Here is a 24,332-nt window from a genome sequence, read left to right on the forward strand (position 1 = left end):
AAGTCCGCGACGACATCCACGAGGCCTTCCTCAAGCTCGCCTGCTGCATCATCGTCTTCAGACGCATCCGAGCATTGTGTTAGCTCCTCTAAAGCGCGAACTTGAACCCTTCGTGGCTACGTGCGAAGCCCAGCGCAGCATAGAAACGGTGCGCGTCCTCACGCTGCTTGTTGCTGGTCAGCTGCACCAGTGCGCAGCCCCGCGCGCGTGCCCTCGTGATCGCGTGCTCCATCAAGGTCCGGCCGAGCCCAGCCCCACGCCGGTCCGCGCGGATCCGCACCGCCTCGACCAGAGCACGCTCGCCGCCGCCCTTGCCGAGTCCCGGGATGTACGTCGCCTGCAGGCACCCGACCACCGTGCCGTCGTCGTCCACCAGGACCAGCATTTCGTTGCGCGGGTCCGTGTCAATGGCCACGAAGGCGCGCTCGTAGGCCTCCGTCACCACAACCGCCGCCGGGTCCACGACCTGCTCCTCGTCAGCGAGCAGAGCCAGCACCGCAGGCAGGTCGGCGCGGGTCGCAGGGCGCAAGGTATGAGCAGGTGCGGGCTCAGCGACGGCAGACATGGCACTGACCCTAACTGGTCACTCATCCGCGGGCTTCAGCCCCCAGCCCGTGAGCCTCTGGCGTCAGGGACGGGCACACGAGATGATCACCGTGTGACAGGTGTGATCTTCTTTGATCTGGACGGAACCCTGGTCGATCACCGAAGCGCGGTCCTCGACGCGATCGGCCGGATCGTCCAGGCTGCGCCGAACGCGACGGCTCCACCGGAGGAACTGGCGGCGTTGTGGTGGACGCTGGAGGCCCGCCACATGCGGGAATACCTGGCCGGTCAGTGCTCCTTCGCCGAGCACCACCGACGCAGGATCCGTTCCTTCCTGCCGATGCTCTGCGAGCCTGTTCCCGACAGCCCCGACCTTCTGGATGCCTGGATGACCGAACGCTACCTCGCGGCGTTCGAGGAGTCCTGGCAGTGCTATCCCGATGTCCATCCCGCTTTGGAGGCCCTGAAACGGCTTCCCGGAGGACCGCGTCTGGCTGTTCTCACCAACGGGGACCCCGAGCAGCAGCGCGCCAAACTCGCCCGCTTCGGCCTCCTCGGATACTTCGAAGCCGTCCTGACCCCGACCGAGCTCGGTGCGGCCAAGCCCGCTGCGTACGCCGCTGCCTGCCGATGGATGCGGACGGACCCCACACAGGCGGTCAACGTGGGCGACATGCTGGAAAGCGATGTGGAGGCGGCCGCCCTGGCCGGGCTCGTCGGCATCTGGCTGGACCGCGGCGTCGACTTCGTCACCGGTGGACCATCGCCGACAGCAGGCGACACGGTGCTCCGCATCGAACGGCTCACAGACCTTCCCCACCACCTGTCATCACACACAAACGCCTGATGGCCCGGGCCGGAGACAGCGACACGTGGCCCTGGTGATCGCCTTCGGTGCCGGCCCGTCAAGCTCCGCAACAGGTCAGGCCATGCTGGGCGGCATCCAGGTCCGCGTGGACGTCAGCTGCTTCCCGTCGGCGCGGCCGGGGGCTCATCACTCGCGGCCGTACGGGCGGTCCGGTTGCAGGGCGTACGCGCCCCCGCGGCGCCTCAATTTCCCTGCGGTCCCCTGGTCGGCAGCGTCCGCGGCAGTTCCGGCGACTCGGTGTCCAGGGGTACCGCGGTCGACCGCACCATGCCGAGCTGCACCGCCTGCTTGGGCAGCACCGCGTCCAGAAACCACTCGGCGGCGACCCGGGCGCGGTTCGCGGGCATGGCCCACAGGTGGTAGCCGCGGGTGACGGCGCCGGCGGCGATGCCGGACAGCGGCACGCCCAGGGGGTTGGCTGCGGCCTGCGACCCGCCGAGATCCACGACGAAGCCGAGGTCGTGGTGCTTGTAGGGGCGGGCAGTGCCGTAGCCGAGGGACGCCGCGATGTTCCGGGCGAGGGTCCTGCCCTGGCGGGTCGCGTGCTGGGCGGTCATCGGGGTGTAGGACCCGGGGCGGGTCGCGTCCGGCACCGCGGCGGCGTCCCCGGCCGCGTAGACCTCGGGGTGACCCGGGACTGTCAGGTCCGGGTCGACCACCAGGCGGCCCTTGACGGTGGTCAGGCCCACCCTGTCGACCAGCGGGTCCGGCCGAACCCCGACGCACCAGATGAGGCTGCGGGTGGCGACCTCCTCGCCGGTGCTCAGCACCACGCCGTCAGCGGTGGCCTCCTGCACGGTCTGGCCGGTACGCACCTCCACGCCGCGCCGGCGCAGCACCCGGTCGGCGGTCCGCGACAGGTGCGGGTCGAGCTCCGGCAGTACGCGTTCGGCGATGTCCAGCAGCAGCCATCGCGGCTGGTCCACGTACCGCAGTACGCGGTGCCGCCTGACCAGCGAGTCGGTGAAGAGCTTGCCCTGGGCAGCCACCTCGGTGCCGGTGTAGCCCGCGCCGACGACGACGTACGTGCACCGGGCGACGCACTCGCGGGGGTCGTCCGTGGCGCCGGCCAGTTCGATCTGCCGGGTGATGTGGTCGCGCAGGTACAGGGCCTCGGGCATGCCGCGGTAGCCGTGCGCGTGCTCGGCGATCCCCGGGATCGGCAGCAGCCGGTTGACGCTGCCCACGGTGAGCACCAGCCGGTCGTACGACATGCTGCCCGTGTCGCCCTCGGGGCCGGTGTAGGAGACCGTGCGCCGGTCCAGGTCGACCCCGTGGGCCTCGCCGAGTACGAGCCGGGCCTGCGGCAGAGTGCCGGGCAGCGACACGGCGACCCGGCGGGGGTCCAGGACCCCGGAGGAGACCTGCGGCAGCAGCGGCAGGTACAGGAAGTAGTCCGTGGGATTGATCAGGGCGACTTCGACGTGTCCGCGCAGCCCGCGGTGCCGGAGCAGGGCGCGGGCGGCTTCGTATCCGGCGAACCCGGCGCCGACGATCAGTACACGGAATCGGGACATGACGCTTCCTTCCTCACGCCGTACGTGAGCCCCTGCGGGAACGGGACGCCGACGTTCGGCCTCATGGAGGAACAAGGCCGCCTCGCGGCGTGGCTGCACAGTCCTGCGCTACGAGATAGCTCAAATCAGGCATACTAAACACCCGTCTCACATGGACCACACGGTCACCATGTGGCCGGTCGCCGCCCTTCGCTGCTGCATTCGGGAGCAGACCGTGCCTGACCCGGCCAGTGCGCCGCCTCCCGGGCAACCCGCCAGGGGAAGCTCATCCGAAGGTGTCCGGAGAACCTCCTTCGCTCCGGCCTCCGGGATGCGGTTCGCCGACTGGATGGACAACCGGGGAGGCCTGTACCGGTGGGCCAGGAACACCATGCGCAGGACGTTCCCCGACCACTGGTCGTTCCTGCTCGGCGAGATCTGCCTGTACAGCCTGATCCTGCTGGTGGTCACCGGCCTGTACCTGACGCTGTTCTTCCACCCGTCGATGGACACCGTCGTCTACCGCGGCGGCTACGCCCCCCTGCAGGGCGTCCGGATGTCCCAGGCGTACGCGTCCGCCCTGCACATCAGCCTCGATGTGCGCGGCGGTCTGCTGATCCGGCAGATGCACCACTGGGCCGCGCTGATCCTGGTCGCCGGCATCCTCGCCCACATGATGCGGACCTTCTTCTCCGGGGCGTTCCGCAAGCCCCGCGAGATCATCTGGATCACCGGGTTCGGGCTGCTCCCGCTGGCCCTCTTCGAGGGGCTGACCGGCTACGACCTCCCAGACGACCTGCTGTCAGGGACCGGCACCAGGGTCGTGCAGGGCGGCATCCTGTCGACGCCGGTGGTCGGTACGTACCTGTCGATGTTCCTGTTCGGCGGTGAGTTCCCCGGCCGGGACTACGTGCCGCGCTTCAACTCCATCCACCTCCTGGTGATCCCCGGGATGATGACGGCGCTGCTGCTGGTGCACCTCATCCTGCTCTTCCACCACCAGCACGCCCAGTTTCCCGGTCCCGGGCGCAGCGACCGGAACACCGTCGGCATGCCCCTGCTGTGGCGGCGTGCCGCGAAGTCCGGCGGCTACTTCCTCCTCGTCTCCGCGGTCATCGCCGTCATCTCGGCCGTCGCCCAGATCAACCCGATCTGGCAGTACGGGCCCTACCGCCCGGATCACGTCTCGTCCGGGTCCCAACCCGACTGGTACATGGGGTTCGCCGACGGCCTGGAACGCATCATGCCCGGCTGGGAGATCCGCCTGTGGGGACACACCCTGGTCCTCGACGTCCTCATCCCCCTGGTCACCTTCGGCCTCGTACTCGCCGCCATCGGCGTCTACCCGTTCTTCGAGGCATGGATCAACGGCGACCGGTCCGACCACCACCTCCTCGAACGTCCCCGCAACCGCCCCGTGCGCACCGGACTCGGGGTCGCCTGGATCACCCTGTACTTCGTGCTGTTCGTCGCCGCCAGCAACGACATCATCGCCACGCACTTCCATGTGTCCGTCAACGCCGTCACCTGGGCCGCCCGCATCGCGGTCTTCGTCGTACCGCCAGTGGCCTACTTCGTCACCAAACGCATCGCGCTCGGCCTCCAGCGGCGCGACCGCGACCGCGTCCTGCACGGACGGGAGACCGGCATCATCAAGCTGCTGCCGCACGGCGAGTACATCGAGGTCCACTCCCTGCTGTCCCAGGAGAAGGTCCACCGGTTGACCGCCCACGAGCAGCCGCCCCCGCTCACCCTGTCCTCCCTCGCCCGCGACGAGGACACGGCGCCCCCCGGCGCCCCCTCGGCGACGCACCTCACGCGCCTGCGCGTACGGCTGTCCCAGGCGATGTTCGGAGAGAAGAACAACATCACCAAACCGAAGGCGCAGGAGAACCGCGAACCCGAGCCGTCAGCCAAGGACGGAACCTGATCCAGCGATATCACCAACGGGTGATTCCCCCGGCGAGGCAGGGAAGCGGACAAAGGCCGTCAATTACCCTGGGTGCACCTTGCTGACCAGCGGGAGGTGCGGTGCCCGGCGACGACGAGACGTTGCGGATCAAACGGCAGAGAACGGTGTACCTCCTCACCTGGACGAGAGGGTGTACGGGGTCGGCCTGGGCGGGAACGTGGATGCGACGGGCCACCCCACCGGGGAGCTCGCCATCTGGGTGATCGCCCTGGCGCAACCGGGCTCGGGGCTGCCGCCGATCAGACAGGTCGTCCCCCCGCTGATCGACGGGGTCACGACGCATGTCGTCGAAATGAAGAAGAGCGAGCCGGACTCCCACGGCAAGCGGGTGGCCGGCGGCAGTTCGGTCCGCGGGTACACCTCCGCGCCCGGCCAGCCGGACCGGGAAGTGGGCACGGGCACCCTGGGCATCGCCGCCCGCACCGAGGGCGTGCCCGACGGCAAGCGCCCCGACGTGCTGCTCTCGTGCTGTCACGTGCTCGGAGACCAACCAGGCGGCCGGGTCGTGCAGTTCAGCTGCTCGGAGTGCTGCACGCCCGAAGTCGGCCGGGTCCTGCGCGGCGTCAAGAAGGTGGACGCGTCGATCGCGACGATCAACGACGACTGGGACGTGGACGAAGGATTTCACTGGGCTCGGCATCCCCGCCGTGCGGCCGGCAGACCACTGGCAGAGTGACGAGCTGGTCTACGAAGCCGGATTCCCGGTCGGCGACCCCGCCGTCGGCGGGCAGTTGCGGCTGCACCGCCACCGGGGTGGCCGGGTCGACTGGTTCGCCGCCGACGCCGAGACCTCCCCGCCCGCGGGCGGAGCCGCGGCCACCGCGGACAGGGTGTCCCAGGCGATCACCTGCTACCCGACCCAGCTCCAGTACCCGGGCGCGCCGCTGCCCCGCTGGTGGGAGATCGAGGACGCGGCCGTCGACATCGGCGGATACCCGCCCGACACCAGCCACTTCGCCACCACCCTGCTGATCGACCTCATCGCCTCGCACAGCGACGACTGGTTCGTCTTCCCCGTCCCCGCCCAGGCCGAGCACCTGCTCACCGTCCACCAGCCCACCGTCACCGACGGGTTCGGGCGCACGTACCCGCTGGCGCCGCCCGCCGGCTGGTCGCTGTTCCGCACCACCGGCCTCGACGGCAGCTCCCTGGTCGTCTGGCTGCGCACCCTGATGCCCTTGGAAGGACCGGTCATCGAGCACGTCCTGCTCGGCCTGGACGAGTACAGCGACGTCCTGTGGGCCGTCGAACAGCAGGTCGCCGGGCACACCCTTGCGAGCCCCGAACGCACCCCTGCCGAAGAGGCCGCGAACCCGACCTTCGCGCTGCCCGACCGGGGCGGCGAACCCGGCGAGCGCCAGTGGTTCACGTACGTGCCTGGCCGCGGTCAGACCGCGTACTGGCACCCGTACGAGAGCGACGACCTGCCGGGAGCCGACGGCGTCCCGCGGCGCCGCTTCGTCCAGCGCAGGATGGCGGATCTGTCCTGCACCCGGCCCGAGTTGCTGCCCGCGCCCACCGCCGAACTGCTGCGGGTGCGCCAGGGCGCGACCGAGATCGTCCACGAGATCGAGCCGACCACCCTGCCGTCCATCGGTGTTGTCCTGGAACGCCGTTACCACTTCGCCCGCGACGTCCTCGGCCGCCCTCTCCTGTGGCGCTCGCGCCGCCGCACCCCGTCCCTCAACCCGCCCGGCACAACGATGCGCTTCGACGTCCTGGCCGAAGGCCGCGTCCCGACACCATCCCCAGCCCCGCCCCTGTGACGGTGCTCGAGCGTTGCCGCAGTCCGCCCGTACCGACGGATCAGAGCGGCCCGGGCTGAGGACAAAGGCGGGTGGGCTGCGGCGGCCGGGATTGCGTGGTCGACCAGATGGCGAGGAGTTGGAGCCGGTCTTCGGACGCGGTGCCGGGTTCGGCGGTGTAGATGATCAGGTCATGCACGGCCCGGTCCGGCAGGGGCAGGTCGAGGGACTGGAAGGTCAGTTCCAGGTGGCCGACGTCGGGGTGCTGGAGCCGTTTGACGCCGTCGTGGCGCATCAGGACGTCGTGCGCGGCCCAGCGGCTGCGGAACTCCGGGCTGAGGGTGGACAGTTCGCCGACGAGTTCGCGCAGTGCCCGATCGCGGGGCTCGCGCCCGACCTCGGCGCGCAGCAGGGCGGCGGTGGCGCCGCCGGCGGCGTCCCAGTCGACGAAGAAGTCCTGCGCGCCAGGGTCGAGGAAGATGTAGCGGGCGAGGTTGGGGCGGCCGCGCTCGTCGGTGGTGGCGCTGTCGAACATCGGCGCGAGCAGGGCGCGGGCCAGGGCGTTGCCGGCGACGACGTCCGTGCGGCCGTTGCGTACGAACGCCGAGGACGTCGTCATGGAGTCGAGCAGCCACTGGACCCGGGGCGGGACCTCGACGTCCCTGCGTCGTGACGGCGTGCGGCTCTCGTGCCGCGATGACCGGGCCAGGTCGAACAGGTAGGAGCGTTCGTCGTCGTCCAGGCGCAGGGCACGGGCGACCGCGGCAAGGACGTCCTCGGACACGCCGCCGATGTGCCCCTTCTCCAGCCGCGTGTACCACTCCGTGCTCACGCCGGCGAGGACGGCGACCTCCTCGCGCCGCAGCCCGGGGACCCTGCGACGGGTGCTGGTGGGCAGTCCTGCCTGCGCCGGGGTGATCCTGGCGCGCCGGCCGGCAAGGAAGTCCCGGATTTCCCCGCGGTATCCGGACGATTGGTGCATGCCATTCATGCTAGCCACTGGTCACGGCGCGAAGGGGGTTGAGCTTGTACCCCCCATAAGCGCGACCTTCTCCGGTGGCGGCGATCGCGGTCTCCTGGGGATCGAACGTCCCGGGACGATCCGAGAACAAAACAGCGGAGGTAGGACATGACGAGCAAGGCACTGACGGTGCCGGCGGTGGCGTTGGGCACATGGGCCTGGGGAGACAGTGGAAAGGCGGGCGACGGCTATTTCGGCAGCCGGCTGAGCGAGTCCGGCCTGCGAGAGGTCGTCGAGAAGGCGCAGGCGAACGGGTTCACCTTGTGGGACACCGCCGCGGTGTACGGCACGGGCCGCTCGGAGTCCGTCCTCGCCCAGGCACTGAAGGGCTATGACCGCAGCGAGTACCAGCTGTCGACGAAGTTCACCCCGCAGATCGCGGGCGACGGCGACGATCCGGTCGCGGACATGCTGGAGCAGAGCCTCGACCGATTGGGCACGGACCATGTGGATCTCTTCTGGATCCACAATCCCTCCGATGTCGCACGATGGACGCCGCCGCTGATCCCGCTGCTGGAGAGCGGCAAGATCAAGCATGTCGGCGTCTCGAACCACAACATGGAGGAGATCGCTCGTGCCGATCAGATCCTCGGCGAGGCCGGCTTCCGCGTGGAGGCGGTCCAGAACCACCTCAGCCTCCTGTACCGCGGCTCCGAGCGCGCGGGCATCCTCGCGTACTGCCGCGAGCTCGACGTGCGGTTCTTCTCCTACATGGTCCTTGAGCAGGGAGCGCTGACCGGCAGGTACAGCCCGGCGAATCCGTTGCCGGAGGGGAGCAGCCGGGCTGCGGTGTACAACGGCATCCTGCCCCAACTCCAGGCGCTGACGGACCGGATGGGGGCCATCGGCGAGGACCGCGGTGCGTCCGCCGCCGATGTCGCGACCGCCTGGGCCATCGCCAAGGGAACCACCCCGATCATCGGGGTCACGAAGGCGGGTTACGTCGACGGGTTGATCCGAGCTGGCGGCATCGAGCTCGCGGACGAGGAGATCGCGGAACTGGAGGCGCTGGCGGATGCCGCGGACGTCGACACGCGTGGCTGGTGGGAGCAGGAAATGTAGCAGTGGTCGTCCCTATTACCCGGACGCCGTTGGGTACGGTGCTTGCCTTCCACCATCCCCCGGTAGCCCTGGACGTCACCGTTCAGCGGGCGTTGGCTGCAGCAACTGGCAGGCTGAACCGGGCGGGCACCGCACCCTGCTGGAGCGGGATATTCGCTGGTCGCCGCTCGTCGAGGGCGGTCATACTGCCGCGATGGATCCGGTGACTCTTGAGACCGACCGTCTGGTGCTGCGGGCCTTCACACCTGCCGACGTGGACGCGGTGTACGAAGCCTGCCAGGACGAGGACATCCAGTTCTACACGCCGGTTCCGGTGCCGTACCGGCGTGCGGACGCGGAGCAGCTCGTCGGCGAGAAGCTGCCCGCTCAGTGGGCCGAGGACAGGGACTACACCCTCGGGGCGTTCCGCAAGGACACCGGCGCCCTGGTCGGCTCGTACTGCCTGACCCTCGTCAGCCGCGGCGTCTGGGAGCTCGGTTACTGGGCGGTCAGGGAACAGCGCGGACGCGGGTACTCGGTGGAGGCCGCCCGGGCCCTCTGCGACTGGGGCTGGGCCACCCTCGACGTCCACCGCATCGAGTGGTGGGCCATGGCCGGGAACACCGGCTCGCGTGCCGTCGCCGAGAAACTCGGCTTCACCCTCGAAGGAACACTGCGCAATCGCGGCGTAGCCAACGACGGCAAGCCGCACGACTGGTGGGTGGGCGGACTGCTGAGGCCCTGCCCCCCGAACCCCGATCGCAGACCGGCCCGGCCGTGTGAGCAGGCGAGGCGGGTTCTGGTGGCATGACGGCTGCAGGCGCCCCGCCGGAAGTCCCGGCGGGGCGCCCGCGGCCCCCGACATCAGCGGCTGGCGGCGCCCGGAGTCCCGTGCTCACCGCACAGGCGGTGTCTAGTCAACGGACCATGTGTCCTGGCAGGAGTGGACGATCGTGCTGCTGCCGTTCATCGCGGCGACCTGGACGCCCACCCCCCAAATCCCGTTCTTGGTGTCCTGCACGGTCGTGTTCACGTAGTAGGCCGTGCCGCTGCCCGCGGTGTCGTGATGCCAGGCGTAGTAGTGCCAGACCCCGTTGTATCCCTTGGTCATGAACCTGATGGCCGCGTTGTGGCCGTCCGCCGCGGTGTCGTAGACGCCCATCTGGACGGTGAGCTTGTCGTCGGGGCCGTTGTTCCAGTTCGAGACCGTGGCACCGCCCTTGGCGCCCGTCGTCGAACAGTTGACGGTCAGAGCCACCGCCGGCGTGACGGGTGCGCCGACCGCCCGGGCGGTGGTGGCGCCTCCCGGATCCGGGCTGGCCGACGCCTGGCCGGCGAACCCGATCGTGGCCACCGCCAGTGCGGCACAGGCGGCAGCCAGGCGTGCGGGAGCGTTCATGAGGATCCCCCCTGCTGATCGCCGGGAGCCCCGATCCCCTCTGGACGAGTCCCCCCGGTCGTCGGCCTCGATGGTGCCCCGGGTGTGCGCACAGCAACAAGCCCGTACCGTGTGGTTGGCAGAGGTATCAGCCATTCCGCCGTGACGCTGTCAGATGGAGCGGCACGGCGCCGTCACCGCGGCACCGCGTCACCGCGCCGCCGAAGTCCTACGGGTCGGCGGGGCAGTTGTGGTCGTCGTCGAGGCCCGACGAACCCGGCGAGGCAGGATCGCGTCCAGAAGACCCGGGAAGGCTGCGTCGAGTTCGTCTTCCTGCAGGGTGTTGAGAGCTTGGGTCCCCTTGCGGTGCGTGACGATCACGCCCGCCTCGCGCAAGGTCTTGAAATGGTGGCTGAGGGTGTTCTTTGCGACGGCCACATCGAAGGTGCCGCAGGCGATCGGCGCGTCCGAAGCGCGTAGTTGACGCACCAGCTCAAGCCGCACGGGGTCGGAGAGCGCCCGCAGCACCGTGGTCACGTCGAGGGTGGTCGCACTGGCTGCGGGTTGTGCGGCTTCCTGGCTCGCCATCTCCTGCACCTCCTTGCCCCCAGCATAGCCTCCTTTGTTCCATGAGTCTCGAACTACGAGGTACGTTAGTTCCATGACTATCGAACATAGGCGTGGTCTCGTGACGCTCGCGCTGATCGCGGCCTTCATGGTCTTCGTCGACGGCACGATCGTGAACCTCGCGCTTTCCCAGCTGGGTTCACACCTCCACGCCTCGCGGCCGGAACTGGAATGGGCCGTCAACGCCTACACGCTGTCCTTCGCGGCGGTCATGCTCGGAGCCGGCGCGATCACGGACATCCTCGGTGCCAGGAGAAGCTTCGTCACCGGCCTGTTCGTCTTCACCGCGTCCTCGGCGGTGTGTGCCGTCGCCGGATCCATGCCTGTCCTCAACCTCGCGCGGCTGATCCAAGGCGTCGGGTCGGCGTTGCTGCTCCCCAGCGCCCTGGTGCTCGCCACCGCGGCCGCCGTCGACGAGCAGGCCAGGCACCGCCTGGTGGGACGCTGGGCCGCGGCCGGCGGACTGGGGATGGCCGCCGGCCCGCTGCTGGGCGGAGTTCTGGTCTCGGTCGCCGGCTGGCGAGCGGTGTTCGCGGTCAACGTGGTGATCGGCATCCCCGCCCTCGTGTGGAGCCTGCGCTCGATGCCGAACGTGCCCCGCCGTGACCGTCGCCTCGACTTCCCCGGCATGGCCGCGGCGACCCTCCTCATCGGCGGCCTGGTGTTCGCGCTGATCGAAGGGCCCTCCCAGGGCTGGGGCAGCCCGGCCGTCCTGGTCGCGATCACACTGGCGGGCGTCGGCGGCCTGAGCTTCGTGATCGTGGAGCGGACGGCCCGGGCACCGCTCCTGCCGCTCGGCATCTACGCCGACCGCGTGTTCACCGCCACCGCCGCGCAGGGGGCACTGTTCAACTTCGCGTTCTACGGATTGCTCTTCGCGATGAGCCTGATGCTCCAGCAGGCCCGCGGCCTCAGCGCCATCGCCAGCGGCCTGCTGTTCCTGCCCCTCACCGGGCTGATCTCGGTCGGAACGCTCTGCGCCGCCCCCATGGCGCAACGCCTGGGACGCCGTACCGTTCTCGGCCTCGGCCAGGTGGCCCTCGGCGTCACGTTCCTCGCCGTGGCCTGGGCGAGCACCGCGGCGTCCTTGTGGCCCCTCGTCGTCGCTCTCCTTCCTGCGGGACTGTTCTCCGGGGTGCTCGTATCGACGATGACCGCGCAGTCCATCGCCGTGGTCGAGCCGAGCCTGCACGGTGCCGCGTCCTCGGTGTTCAACACCTCGCGGCAGGTGGGTTCTGCCATCGGTGTCGCGGTCGTCGGCCCCCTGCTGGGAACGGCCCACGACATCGGCCACGGGTTCATCAGCTGCCTGATCGTCGGCGCCGCCGCCATCGCGCTCACCTCGGCGCTGACCCTGTTCGCGCCGCGCGTCCCGGCGAAGGCGCAGCTCGCCTGACAAGGGGCGGCCTCCGCGGAGCATCTCGGTGCGGTCTCGGGGACGGGGCCGGATGCGGACCGTGCCGTGAATGCCGGGGAACCAGCTCGCGAACATCGCCCTGAGCGGCCCTCCCAGGAAATGCCTTCGGTTACGTTTCGACTGTTGTCTCCGGGCCGGCGCCTGCCGCCCGGGCCTGCTGCGGCGACCGCGTACGAGTGCGTGCACGGCCCTGGGCGGCCACGGGTTTCAGGCGTCAAGTGACCGGTCCGCGCTGCCTGCGGTGGCCTCACCTCCGGCCCGCCCTCCGCTATCCCCGAGGGGACCAGGTGGCGCACGACCGTCTCGCACCAGCACCGACGAACAGGCCGGACGCCGGACCGTCCGCGGGGACGACCCACGGGTCCGCGCGTCACGGCATGCGCCTGGACATCCAGGGACTGCGCGCGGCCGCGGTCCTGCTCGTGGTCTTCTCCCACGCCGGCGTCCGCCATCTGGCGGGCGGATACGTCGGCGTGGACGTGTTCTTCGTGATCTCCGGCTTCCTCATCACCTCGCAGATCCACCGCGAGATGATCTCCACCGGACGCATCGCCGTCGGGCGCTTCTACGCCAGGCGGGCGCTGCGCCTGCTGCCCGCTTCCACGCTGGTGGGCGTGTGCACCCTGGTGGGTGCGTGGCTGTGGCTGTCCAAGGTCCGATTCGTCGACTACACCGGCGACGCCGTCGCCAGCGCCTTCTCCTTCGTCAACTTCCGCCTGGCCGCGAACGGCGCCGACTACCTCAACGCGACCGCGCCCCCGTCCCCGTTCCAGCATTTCTGGTCCCTGGCCGTGGAAGAGCAGTTCTATCTGGTCTGGCCGGTCCTGCTGTTCGGGAGCTGGCGGCTGCTGCGGCGCCGCAGCCTGGTGGCCCTTCCGCTGGTACTGCTGTGCGCGCTGTCCTTCGCGGTGGACATCTCGCTGACGGCGGGCAACTCCCCCTGGGCGTACTTCGGGACGCAGACCCGCGCCTGGGAGCTGGGCCTTGGCGCGCTGCTGGCCCTCGGCGCCGACCGGCTGGACCGCATTCCCACCTTCGTGGCGGCACCGCTCAGTTGGGCCGGTCTGGCAGCGATCGCCTACGCCGCCCTGGTGTACGACTCGTCGACGCGTTTCCCTGGCTGGTACGCGGTGGTGCCCGTGCTCGGGGCCGTCGCGGTGCTGGCCGGCGGAGCCGCCTGCGGCCGGTTCGGCGCCGGGGCCGTCCTCGGGCTGCGGCCGGCGGTCTGGATCGGCGGCCTCTCCTACAGCTGGTACTTGTGGCACTGGCCGCTGATGGTGATCCTGCCGCACGCGGTTCGCGGCGGCCTGCGCATCGGCGAGGTGCGGCTCGGTGCCGCGGCGCTGGGCCTGCTCCTGGCTTGGCTGACACTGCGCCTGGTGGAGAACCCGGTCCGGTTCAACCGCGTGTTCAAGCGGAGCGCTGCCCGCGGACTGGGGCTCGGGCTCGGGCTCTCCTCGGGCGCGGCTGCGATCGCCCTGGCGGCGGCGCAGTTCCCGCCCCCTCTCGCCTCGAGCGGGATCGCGGCTTCTGTGGCCCGCACCGTGGCCTCCGCCAAGAACCCCCTCGCGGCCCTCCACAAGCTGCTGGCGCACCCGGACCATGCCCTCCCGGCCAACCTGGTCCAGGGACTGAGGTCCGTGGACACCACCAAGTCGGCCATCTACCGCGACGGATGCATGGCTTCCTACGCCAGCGACACGGTCCCCGCCGACTGCGAGTTCGGTGACAGGTCCAGCTCCACGGTCGTCGCGCTCTACGGCGACTCCCACGCGGCGCAGTGGTTCCCGGCGATGGAGGAGCTGGCAATTCAGCACCGCTGGAAGCTCATCACCCTGGCCAAGGCATCCTGCAAGGTCGCCTGGGTCACCGAGAAGTTCCAGAACACCCGCTACACCGCATGCGACACCTGGCGGGACAAGGCCGTCGCGAAGATCGAGGCCGCGCACCCCGCCGTGGTGATCACCAGTTCCTCCGACGTGGTGAGCACGTGGAAGCCCCAGGCCGACGTGAACGCCCAATGGCTGAACGGCTTCACGACCACCTACCGGGCACTGAAGAAGGGCGGCACCGAGGTGGTCGCCCTGCTGGACACCCCCTGGCCCCACGGTGACGCGGTGGACTGCGCCGCCAACCACTCGGACGACCTTGGCCGCTGCACCCAGGCGGAGTCCCAGGACAGCCCGGAACCCAACGTGCACCGGACCAACCTGGCGGCGGCACGTCAGGCCGGCGTGAGCGTCATCGACCCCCAGGCGTGGTTCTGCGTGAACGGCCGGTGCCCCGTCGTCGTCGGCAACACCGTGGTCTACCGGGACGCGAGCCACATGGCCGAGAGCTACGCCACCGCCATCGCCCCGCTCCTGGGGAGCAGCCTGACCCACCTGTTCGGACCGAACCTGGACCACGTCCCGCGACGGGGCTGACGCAGGACAAGGCCAGTGCCGGGCGGTTGCTCCGGGCCTGAGCTGCACGCAGACGCGGTGGTTACACCACCGGTGCGGTCGGGCCTGGTCGACAGGACGAGTGCTGCGCGGCTCAGTTGGCGGTGTTGGTGCAGGTGGCGCGGCCGTAGGTGCCGTAGGCGGTCGCGTGTTGGACGGCGGTGCCGTGGACGGTGAGGGCGCAGGTGGCGCGGCCGCCGTCGGGGCCGAGGACGATGGTGACGGCGGCGGGGCGGCCGGCGGTCACCGCGGTGGTCTGCTGCCAGGGCAGGTGCGCGGTGAACGTGCGGCTGGTGCCGTCGGGTCGGGTGTAGGTGATGCGGGCGCTGCCGCTGCCGCTGACGGTGTAGCCGACGGGGACGGTGGGGCGGGCCCCGCCGGTGTGGTTGCCGGAGCGGGCGCCGCCATGCGGGAGTACGAGCCAGACGATGCCCGCGGCCACACAGGCGACCACAGCGATCACGCCGCCGAGGAAGACCCGGGCCGACCGCGGCCCCGTTCGCACGGCGAGGGCCTCGCTGGACGAGCCGTCAGGAGCGTCGTGCGGGTCCGCGGCAGGCCGTTCGCTTTCCGTCGATTGCCTGGTTTCCGGGATGTTCACGGACATTCCTTTCCCGTGGAGCCGCTGCTGGAGCTGCCCGCTCGTTTATACCCGGTGGCATTGATTTTCGACACCCCGACCTGGGGAAGTGAGTATTCCGCTTTCCGAATACTTGCTCGCTCGGGAATGTGGAGCGTTTCGTTCCGTGCCTAATGTCCGAACGAGAGTCAAGATTGAGCAATACTTCGCTCGTTGCCTGTGATCACGTGGGATGGCATTAATGCCCAGCAAATCGGGAGAAGTCACCCGTGATCGGTGACTCGATATGACTCCTTTGTTTGTTTTGGCAGTTGTTCGGGTGGGGTGTGCGGGAGGTTGACCACGGGCAGGTAAAAATCCTTGAATTCGCGATCGGTCGAGCACTCATGGCACCACCACGGGTGCTTCCCGGCCATGCGGCGCGTTTGCGCCATCGGTCCTGACCGATGCGCGTTCCGTTTCGGATGGCCTGGTTCCGGCTGCCCTTTTTGCTGGCCGAGTTGGGGAGACTGGTTATGCGGGCACGGTGGTTCAGACGGCTTGCGACAGCTGCCGCAGGCGGAGGATTGCTGACTTCGTTCTTATATGTCCCTGCGGTGGCTGCCGAGCCGGCGAAGGGGGGCTCGGGGGCGGCGCCGCCGGGGATGTCGCACGAGCATCATGTGCCGGATCCGGTGAACGGCCCCGCGGGGGCGATCGCGGACCGGCAGAAGCTGCCCGCGGGCAAGAAGGCGGCCCCGGCCCGCCGGACACGGGAGTTGACGGCGCGGCGGACGTCGTCGTCGCGGTTCTGGGCGATGTCGGACGGTACGACGCAGGCCGAGGTGTCGGCGGTGCCGACGTCGTACCAGGCCGGGTCGGACTGGAAGGCCATCGACACCGCGGTCGGCACGTCGCCGCGCAAGGACTACCGGCTGGCGAACACCGCGAACCTCGCGAAGTCCTACTTCGGAGGCAGCGGCGGGCAGTTGGTGCGGTTCGAGGCGGACGCCTCGCACGCGGTGGCGCTGCGTCTGGAGGGTGCCTCGCCCTCGGCGAAGCCTGCCGCGAAAGGTGATGTGGTCACCTACTCCGGGCTGCTGCCGGGAGTCGACGCGACCTACACGGTGGGTCGCGGGGCGGTGAAGGAGAACCTGGTCCTTGCGCAACGCCCCGCGAGCCCGGTGTCGTTCACGTTCGACCTGGACACGCAGGGGCTGACGCCGAAGCAGCAGGCGGACGGGTCGATCGCGCTGTACGGCGGGGACGAGACGGGCCGTGCGCGGGTGGTGATCCCGGCCGCGGTGATGTTCCAGGCGCCCGCGAACAGCGACTCTCCGGTGACCGATCTGACCCACGGCGCGGTGGCGCAGAAGCTGGTCCGCCACGGTTCGACCTGGCAGATCACGCTCACACCGGACGCGAAGTGGTTGTCGGCGCCCGGGCGCCGGTTCCCGGTGTCGGTGGACCCGACGATCGTGCTGGCGCCGACCCCGTCCACGTCCCAGGACGTGATGATCGACTCGACGCAGCCGACGACGAACCTGAACGGCACGTGGCAGCTGGGGGTGGGCACGACCGCGTCGGGCACGTTGCGGTCGATGCTGTACTTCCCGGTGACGGGCATCCCGGCGAACACGAAGATCACCTCGGCGCAGTTGGGCGTGTACTACAACCAGGTGCACACCTCGAACACCAGCAGTGTGGTGATCGAGGCGCACCGCGCCACCAAGTCGTGGAACGCCACGAACGCGACGTGGAGCAGCGCGAGCGGCCTGTCGGGTGAACTGTCGGGCACCACGATCCAGTTGGACGACGGTGACGCCGGCACCGCGGCGAAGGGGTCGTGGCCGTATTCGGGCAACACGGCGTACACGCAGTACGCGGTCAACGGCGACTACGCGTACAACAAGGACGCGGTCGCGGGGGACACGTACACCTGGCAGCCGACGGTTCCCGCGGCCGGTTCGTACCGCGTGGACGTGCACTCGATCCCGGCGTCGGACCGGGCGACGAACGCGCCGTACACGGTGACGTACAACGGCGGCACGTACAACGGCACCATCGACCAGTCGGCCGGCACCGGAGGGGTGTGGCGGTCGCTGAACAACGGGACCGCGCTGCCGTTCGCGGCCGGTACCGCCGGGAAGATCGTGCTGGGTGACGGGCCGGCGTCGGCGACGACGGCGGTGATCGCGGACGCGGTGCGGCTGGTGGAGCCGGGCACGACGCTGACGAAGGCGGCGGGCTCGTACGACAAGTGGCAGAACTTCGCCGTCACCGACACGGTGCAGAAGTGGGTGAACGGCACCGCGAACTACGGGTTCGTGCTGCAGGCGGCCGACGAGTCGACGCTGGGCCAGGGCGGACCGCTGTACGAGGCGTCGGAGTTCGGGTACGGAGGTGAGACCGCGACCTACCCGAAGCTGACGATCACCTACGGCACGCCGGGTGTGGCGGTGAAGGTGCCGACTGTGATCCACGCGACCGGCGCGGAGCTGTCGTGGCCGGCCTACAGCAACACCACCGGCGACCCGGCCAACGACCTGGCGGAGTACCAGGTGCACCGCTCGGTGTTCCAGGGCTTCACCCCGTCCGCGGCCACCCTCGTCGCCCCGGTGGCATCGGGCACGACCTCGTTCACGGACACCACCGCGATCCCCACACCCGCGGATGCCACCGACCCGTTCCACGCCGTGTACTACGAAGTCGCGGTGAAGACCAAGGGCGGACAGGTCATCGGCGGCCCCGTCCAGCTGGCGGAGCTGCCAAAAGCCGGGCAGACCACCCAGATCATCCAGGCCGGACAGACCGACACCACACTGTCCTCGCTGCAGCCCACCACGGCGCACGACACCATCGCCTCCGACGGGGTGAACCAGCAGTGGCTGTCAGTGGGCAACAACTCCGGCACCTACGGCACGACCCGCGCCGCACTGAAGTTCCCCACCACCTCCCTGCCCTCCACGGCACGGGTGATCAACGCCCAGTTCCAGGCCTGGTCGACGATCACCACGAACACCGGCGGCGGGAAGGCCACCTACGAACTCCACGCGCTGAACCGGGACTTCGACGAGGCCACCGCAACCTGGAACAACGCGAACTCGACCACCCCCTGGACGGCGGCCGGTGGCGACTTCTCCGGAACGGTCTCCGACACCGTCGCGTCGATCACCAACGACCCGGTGCGGCACTGGTGGGACGCCACATCGCTGACCCAGGGCTGGATCAACAGTCCTACCTCGAACCACGGGATCCTGCTGAAGGCCGCCAACGAGTCGACCACCAGCGGAGCACAGGAACGCACGATCTTCGCGTCCTCGGAAACCGCCGAACCGCAACTGCGCCCGCAACTCGACGTGACCTATGTCGACGCCACGACCGACTCGACGTACTACGCGCCGACCACGCCGGCGCGGATGACGCCGGGCACCACGTACAACGTCGACGTCAGCGTCACCAACACCACCAACGCGGTGTGGCCGGCGGCCAGCGAGGTCCTCTCCTACCGGTGGACGCTGCCGGACGGCACGGACGTGACCAACGGCGGCAACCAGATCCAGACCGCGCTGCCGCAGGACCTGTCCCCGGGCGAGACCGCCACCCTCCACGCGCAGGTCAAGGCCCCCACCAACGCCGACTCCGGTAATCCGACCAACGCGCGTACCGCGTACACGCTGACCTGGGACGCCTACAACAAGACGACCAGCACGTGGAACTCCGCCGGCGGCGTCGCGGGCCTGACCCAGGCGGAGACGATCGAGGACCCGACCTCCGACACCATCGGCCTGGAGAAGTTCTACTCCTACGCGGGCAAGAACACCGGCGCCGGCTCGACGGTGATGAACAACCTCGCCTCGGGCAACGCGGTCTGGTCGTACAACGCGTTCACCAACCCCGGTCGTGGCCTGGGGACGTTCGCGCGGTTCGCCTACAACTCCCTGGACACCTCCGACACCGTGATGGGCCCGGGCTGGTCCCCGCAAGCCTCCGCGCCGATTCGCCTGGGTGCGGCACTGGACTTCCACCCGAACCCGAATCCGACCACGGTCACGCTGATCGACGGCGACGGCACCTCGTCGGTGTTCACCCAGCAGTCCGACGGGAGCTTCAAGGCTCCGGCGGGCGTGCACTATCTGCTCGCTCCGAAGGGCGGAGTGGACTGCACGCCGGGCAAGGACAAGGACGACACCCCGGACGCCTGGTCGATGACCGGCCCCGACGGCACCCGGTTCTTCTACGACTGCGACGGCTACACGACGTCGATCGTCGACAAGAACGGGAACACCGAGACGTTCACCTACGCCACGCGCAAGTCCAACAACAAGCCGGTGAAGTTCCTGCAGTACATCACCGACCCGACCGGCCGGCAGACCCTCACCCTCACCTACTACAACAAGGGCGACGCGTACTCGTACGTCGACGACGCCGGCACCGTCCAGCAGGGCTCGAACCTCACCAATCCGAAGATCATCGACCACCTCGCGTCGATGACCGCGCTCGGCGACGGCACCAACCCCGCCCGCAAGGTCACCTTCCTCTACACCGACAAGGGCCTGATGGCCCAGCTCACCGACGGCGCCGGCTCCGCGCGGCCGAAGGTCTTCGCCTTCACCTACGACGCCACGCAGGGCACCAAGAACGTCAAGCTGGTCACGATCACCGACCCCCGCGGCCACGCCACCCAACTCGCCTACAACGAGCCGAAGTCGGGTGACGACCCGAAGTACCACTGGTGGACCAAGACCATCAGCGACCGGCTCGCCAACGGCACATCTTTCGTCTACGGGGCGGATGCGGGCAACAACGCATTCACGGACACCACCGTCACCGATGCACTGCAACAAGACGCCACCTTTGTGACGGACGATTTCGGCCGCCCGGTGCAGACGACCAACGCCAAGAGCCAGATCACCAAGCTCAGTTGGGACGCCGACAACAACGTCAGCCAGTTGGTCGAGGACAACGGCGCCACGACGAAGTGGACGTACGACGCGAAGACCGGTTACCCGCTGACCATGCAGGACGCCGAGGCGGTCAAGAACGGCTGGCCCGCGACGGTCTACACCTACCAGACGCGCCTCGACGGCTACAGCGCGGACCTGCACACCAAGACCTCTCCGGAGGGCCGCGAGTGGCTCTTCGGTTACGACTCCTTCGGCAACCTCACCTCGGTCACCGACCCCAAGGGCGTCTCCACCGCCACGGACGGGGACTACACCACCAGCTACACCTACGACGCCTACGGTCAGCTGAAGACGGCCACCGACGCCAACCAGCACACCACCGTCTTCAGCGGTTTCGACCCCAACGGCTACCCGGAGACCACCACCGGTCCGGCCCCCTACAACAAGCCCGTCACGACGGCGTACGACCAGCTCGGCCAGGTGCTGTCGGTCACCGATCAACTCGGGCACACCACGACGCAGACCTACGACGTCTACGGCCGGCCGCTGGTCAAGAAGATCCCCAAGGACCAGGCGGGCGGCGTCTACATCACCACCCCCGCACCGGTCTACGACGCCAACGACAACGTCACCCAGGCCATCGCGCCCAACGGGGCTGTCTCCACGGCCGTTTACGACGAGGCCGACGAGATCAAGTCCGCGACCGCGCCCAAGGACCACGTCGGCGACCCGGACCGCACCACGACCTACACCTATGACGCCGTCGGCCAGCTGAAGACCACCACCGAGCCCAAAGGCACCCTGACCACGACGGATGCCACGGACTACGCCACCACCAACACCTACGACGCCATCGGCGAACTCACCGATGTCGTCAACGCCAACGGCGACAAGCTGTCGTACCAGTACGACGACGTCGGCAACGCCACGAAGGTGATCGACCCGATCAAGAACGCCACGGCCGACACCACCGACTACACCAGCAAGACCGACTACGACCTCGACCACCGGCCCTACCAGGCCACCGATGCCGCCGGGAAGGTCAGCAAGACCGGGTACGACAAGGACGGCCTGCAGACCACGGCGACCGACGAGGAGAACAACACCACCACGACGTCGTACGACGAGCGCGGCAAGGCCGTTCAGGTCCAGTCCCCCTACCAGGGCGCAGCGGGCGCCCCGACGTACCGGACGACGAGCCTCGAGTACGACCAGGTCGGCAACCAGACCAAGGCGATCTCCCCGCGGGCCAACGCCGCGGGCAGTACCACGGCCTTCGTCTCCCAGACGTCGTACGACGAGCTGAACCGGCCCAAGGAGACGATCCAGCCCTACGATCCGGCGGACCCGACCTACAACAAGCCCGTCTCCACCTACACCTACTACGACGACGCCGGGCGGGTCAGCAGGACATCGGCACCGCCCTCCAACGGGCAGACCGTCCGGAACGACACGACCTACACCTACTGGGACGACGGGCAGGCCAAGACCTCCACGGACCCGTGGGACATCACCACCGCCTACGACCACAACGACTTGGGTCTGCAGACCACGCGCAGTCTGTACGCGGCCGGCAGCGTCAGCGTCGCCGCCAACGGCACCCTCACCGCCACCCCCGGTGCCTCCAGCCGGACGATGAGCTGGGGCTACTATCCCGACGGCTCGCTCGCCTCGCGCAGCGACGACGGCGTCCCGGTGGGTCTGGCGACCGAGCTGGTCGACAACTCCGACACCCAGAACACCACCACCACCGGAACCTGGGCCGACTCGTCGACCGGCGGCGACCACCAGGGGTACGACTACCGCACCCACGCAGCCGGCGCAGGGACGGACGCCTTCTCCTGGCAACTGAACATCCCCCAGGACGGCACCTACACCCTCTACGCCAAGTACCCGCAAGTGACCGGCGCGTCCACGGCAGCCGTCTACACCCTGCACCACGACGACGGCACCACCACAACCACCTCGATCGACCAGACCCGGAACACCGGCACCTGGGTTTCGCTCGGATCGGCCGCCTTCAAGCAGGGCAACGCGTCCTCGGTGTCCCTGGCGCAGAACGCTGGCGGCACCGTGGTGGCGGACGCGGTCAAGGCGGTGCGGAACAACAGCGCCGACCCCGACAACGAGAAGCACGACTTCACCTACTCCTACGATCCCAACGGCAACCTCGCCAAGATCGTCGACGCCTCGCCCGGCACCGCGGTCGACACCTACGGCATCGACTACAACGGCCTGGACCAGATCGCCAAGGTCACCGAGTCCGCAGGCGGGGCGGAGAAGACCCACACCGCCTACACCTACGACCCGGACGGGCAGCCGGACACCGTCGACCAACCCGGCCAGTACTCCACCTACACCTACGACCTGCGAGAACTGGTCCAGACGGTGAAGGTGGGCGACTCCGCCACGGACGCGTCGCCGAAGGTCACGTCCTACACCTACACCGACCGCGCACAGCAACTGCGGCAGACCAAGGCCAACGGCAACACGGTCGACTACACCTACTGGCCCTCGGGCGAGGTCCACACCCAGACCGAGAAGACCTCCAGCGGCACCCTGGTCGACGACCACACCCTGAGCTGGGACCCGAACGGGAACAAGGCCAAGGACGTGGCGAGCAAACAGAACGCCGACAACCACACGGCGTATCTGAACTCCACCACCGACTACACCTACGACCCGGTGGATCGCCTGTCGAAGGCGGTGAAGTCGGGTAACGGCGCGGAGACCGAGACGTACGTCCACGACGCCAACGCCAACGTCATCTCCCAGTCCGTCGCGGGCACCGCCACCACGTACACCTACGATCGCAACCGGCTGCTGTCCTCGGCCTCGGGTGGCACCACGGCGGCCTACAACTATGACCCGTACGGTCGCCTGGACACCATCACCGGTGGCGGAACCGTCGTCGAGCGCAACACGTACGACGGCTTCGACCACGTCACCAAGAACACCAAGCTCGGCGCCGGCGGCACCTCCACGACGTCGTCGTACACATACGACCCGCTGGACCGCACCACATCGAAGACGGTGAACGGAAAGACCACCGACTTCACCTACCTGGGTCTTTCGGACCAGGTCCTGGACGAGACCGTGGCCGGCCAGTTGTCGAAGTCCTACCAGTACTCGCCATGGGGCGAACTCCTCTCCCAGGTCACCCACAACACCGACGGCACCACCTCCGACGCCTACTACGGCTACAACAGCCACTCCGACGTCGAAACGCTGACCGATTCCTCCGGCCAGACCACGGCCACGTACGGCTATACCGCCTACGGCAGCAACGACACCTCCGAATTCACCGGGATCGACAAGCCCGACACGGTGGATCCCACCAAGGAGCCGTACAACGCCTACCGCTTCAACGCCAAGCGCTGGGACCAGGCCTCCGGGACCTACGACATGGGATTCCGGGACTACGATCCCGGCCTGAACACCTTCACCACCAGGGACATGTACGACGGCGCCCTGGCCGACATGAACCTGTCGACGGACCCGTTGACCGGCAACCGCTACGCCTTCGGCGGCGGCAACCCGACATCGAACATCGAACTCGACGGCCATCGACCGGACGACTGCTTCGATGAGTGCCTGCGGCAATTCGCTGCTGCCGTGGCGAAGTACGCCGCCAAGATGGCCAAGCAGGCTTTCGTGAAGCAGATGCTCGACTACAACGCCGAGCACAAGGCTGCCATCGTCGCAACGATCGCAAACATCAAGAGAACACCGGAATTCGAGCAGGCGGGTGGTGGGACTTTCACGACCCGGCAGATGTTCAACTGCGTCAAGGGTGCAAGCCTGAAGAACGAGGGCAATGACAAAGTCTGCGGCTACCCCGACATCATGCTTCACGCAAAGAACGGCGTGGTGTACGTCTGGGAAGTCAAAGCCGAAGACTCGGAGAGCGAGGCCTACCCGCAGATCGCCCTGTACATCTCCAAGATGACCGAGCGGGGTGACAACGCCCAACTCGGGTGGGACCTGCCGCCCGTCGGTCCCGTTCCGGTCGCTCGCACGGCAGGGATTGACACCGTCTATTCCGCACCGCACGCCTCGCCGCCTCCCACCGGGATCGTGCTCTACCGAAGGACGACTCCGCCCCAGCCCAAAACGGTGCCTGCCCCTCAGCCGCAAGAGCAGCCGCAGGAGCAGCCGGAATCGAAGTGGAATCAGTTCAGGGACTGGTGGCACGAGAACATCAAGATTCCCGATCCTGCGCACAATCCGTTCAAACTGCCTGGACTTCCCGGGCCCATAACCATTCCTGTCGTCCCGCTGGCATGACGCGCGTGCGATAGGTTGGCTGAC

General features: G+C 68.7%; 15 protein-coding genes. 9 read left to right on the top strand and 6 right to left on the bottom strand.

Going from position 1 to position 24,332, the window contains the following annotated elements:
• Positions 1 to 88 precede the first annotated feature (88 nt).
• Complete coding sequence (locus ACH4TG_RS39540; protein WP_398247921.1) at positions 89 to 565, bottom strand: GNAT family N-acetyltransferase; 477 nt, start codon at positions 563 to 565, stop codon at positions 89 to 91.
• 93 nt (positions 566 to 658) lie between these two features.
• Between ACH4TG_RS39540 and ACH4TG_RS39545 the strand changes: the two genes are divergently transcribed.
• The gene (locus ACH4TG_RS39545; protein WP_398247923.1) at positions 659 to 1,393 is read left to right on the top strand and encodes an HAD family hydrolase; all 735 of its coding nucleotides are present in this window, start codon (positions 659 to 661) and stop codon (positions 1,391 to 1,393) included.
• A gap of 203 nt (positions 1,394 to 1,596) precedes the next feature.
• On the opposite strand, the gene ACH4TG_RS39550 is transcribed toward ACH4TG_RS39545, so the two are convergent.
• Positions 1,597 to 2,931, bottom strand: coding sequence for an NAD(P)/FAD-dependent oxidoreductase (locus tag ACH4TG_RS39550; RefSeq protein ID WP_398247925.1), 1,335 nt, complete (start codon positions 2,929 to 2,931; stop codon positions 1,597 to 1,599).
• Positions 2,932 to 3,241: 310 nt separating this feature from the next.
• Here ACH4TG_RS39550 and ACH4TG_RS39555 point away from each other — a divergent pair, with 310 nt between their 5' ends.
• The 3 genes from ACH4TG_RS39555 (at position 3,242) to ACH4TG_RS39565 (ending at position 6,648) form a co-directional block, all read left to right on the top strand.
• Positions 3,242 to 4,840: a cytochrome bc complex cytochrome b subunit gene (locus tag ACH4TG_RS39555; protein ID WP_398247927.1), complete on the top strand. Its 1,599-nt coding sequence runs from the start codon at positions 3,242 to 3,244 to the stop codon at positions 4,838 to 4,840.
• Between the two features lie 172 nt (positions 4,841 to 5,012).
• The gene (locus ACH4TG_RS39560; protein WP_398247929.1) at positions 5,013 to 5,558 is read left to right on the top strand and encodes a hypothetical protein; all 546 of its coding nucleotides are present in this window, start codon (positions 5,013 to 5,015) and stop codon (positions 5,556 to 5,558) included.
• Positions 5,530 to 6,648, top strand: a complete 1,119-nt coding sequence (locus ACH4TG_RS39565; RefSeq protein WP_398247931.1) for a hypothetical protein — start codon at positions 5,530 to 5,532, stop codon at positions 6,646 to 6,648. Before ACH4TG_RS39560 ends, ACH4TG_RS39565 begins: the two co-directional genes overlap by 29 nt.
• 40 nt (positions 6,649 to 6,688) lie before the next feature.
• Here the strand turns inward: ACH4TG_RS39565 and ACH4TG_RS39570 are convergent, their stop codons facing one another.
• Positions 6,689 to 7,609: a helix-turn-helix transcriptional regulator gene (locus ACH4TG_RS39570; RefSeq protein ID WP_398247933.1), complete on the bottom strand. Its 921-nt coding sequence runs from the start codon at positions 7,607 to 7,609 to the stop codon at positions 6,689 to 6,691.
• A 147-nt stretch (positions 7,610 to 7,756) separates the two neighbouring features.
• Between ACH4TG_RS39570 and ACH4TG_RS39575 the strand changes: the two genes are divergently transcribed.
• Positions 7,757 to 8,710 carry an aldo/keto reductase gene (locus tag ACH4TG_RS39575; protein WP_398247934.1) on the top strand — a complete coding sequence of 318 codons (954 nt, stop codon included), beginning with the start codon at positions 7,757 to 7,759 and terminating at the stop codon, positions 8,708 to 8,710.
• A gap of 193 nt (positions 8,711 to 8,903) precedes the next feature.
• Positions 8,904 to 9,500 carry a GNAT family N-acetyltransferase gene (locus tag ACH4TG_RS39580; RefSeq protein WP_398247936.1) on the top strand — a complete coding sequence of 199 codons (597 nt, stop codon included), beginning with the start codon at positions 8,904 to 8,906 and terminating at the stop codon, positions 9,498 to 9,500.
• 102 nt (positions 9,501 to 9,602) lie between these two features.
• Here the strand turns inward: ACH4TG_RS39580 and ACH4TG_RS39585 are convergent, their stop codons facing one another.
• Together ACH4TG_RS39585 and ACH4TG_RS39590 are read right to left on the bottom strand one after the other, a co-directional pair.
• Complete coding sequence (locus ACH4TG_RS39585; protein ID WP_398247938.1) at positions 9,603 to 10,088, bottom strand: hypothetical protein; 486 nt, start codon at positions 10,086 to 10,088, stop codon at positions 9,603 to 9,605.
• Positions 10,089 to 10,277: 189 nt separating this feature from the next.
• Positions 10,278 to 10,655 (bottom strand): ArsR/SmtB family transcription factor, encoded by a 378-nt coding sequence (locus ACH4TG_RS39590; protein ID WP_398247939.1) that lies wholly within the window; start codon positions 10,653 to 10,655, stop codon positions 10,278 to 10,280.
• A 73-nt stretch (positions 10,656 to 10,728) separates the two neighbouring features.
• Between ACH4TG_RS39590 and ACH4TG_RS39595 the strand changes: the two genes are divergently transcribed.
• Both ACH4TG_RS39595 and ACH4TG_RS39600 read left to right on the top strand, forming a co-directional pair.
• Positions 10,729 to 12,090, top strand: a complete 1,362-nt coding sequence (locus ACH4TG_RS39595) for an MFS transporter (protein ID WP_398247941.1) — start codon at positions 10,729 to 10,731, stop codon at positions 12,088 to 12,090.
• A 398-nt stretch (positions 12,091 to 12,488) separates the two neighbouring features.
• Positions 12,489 to 14,537 carry an acyltransferase family protein gene (locus ACH4TG_RS39600; protein ID WP_398247943.1) on the top strand — a complete coding sequence of 683 codons (2,049 nt, stop codon included), beginning with the start codon at positions 12,489 to 12,491 and terminating at the stop codon, positions 14,535 to 14,537.
• 112 nt (positions 14,538 to 14,649) lie between these two features.
• Here ACH4TG_RS39600 and ACH4TG_RS39605 read toward each other — a convergent pair whose 3' ends face one another.
• Complete coding sequence (locus ACH4TG_RS39605; RefSeq protein WP_398247945.1) at positions 14,650 to 15,156, bottom strand: hypothetical protein; 507 nt, start codon at positions 15,154 to 15,156, stop codon at positions 14,650 to 14,652.
• Positions 15,157 to 16,628: 1,472 nt separating this feature from the next.
• Between ACH4TG_RS39605 and ACH4TG_RS39610 the strand changes: the two genes are divergently transcribed.
• The gene (locus tag ACH4TG_RS39610; RefSeq protein ID WP_398247975.1) at positions 16,629 to 24,308 is read left to right on the top strand and encodes a DNRLRE domain-containing protein; all 7,680 of its coding nucleotides are present in this window, start codon (positions 16,629 to 16,631) and stop codon (positions 24,306 to 24,308) included.
• Positions 24,309 to 24,332 lie beyond the last annotated feature (24 nt).

Source organism: Streptomyces sp. NPDC020917, assembly GCF_044333795.1.
Taxonomy (GTDB): Bacteria; Actinomycetota; Actinomycetes; order Streptomycetales; family Streptomycetaceae; genus Actinacidiphila.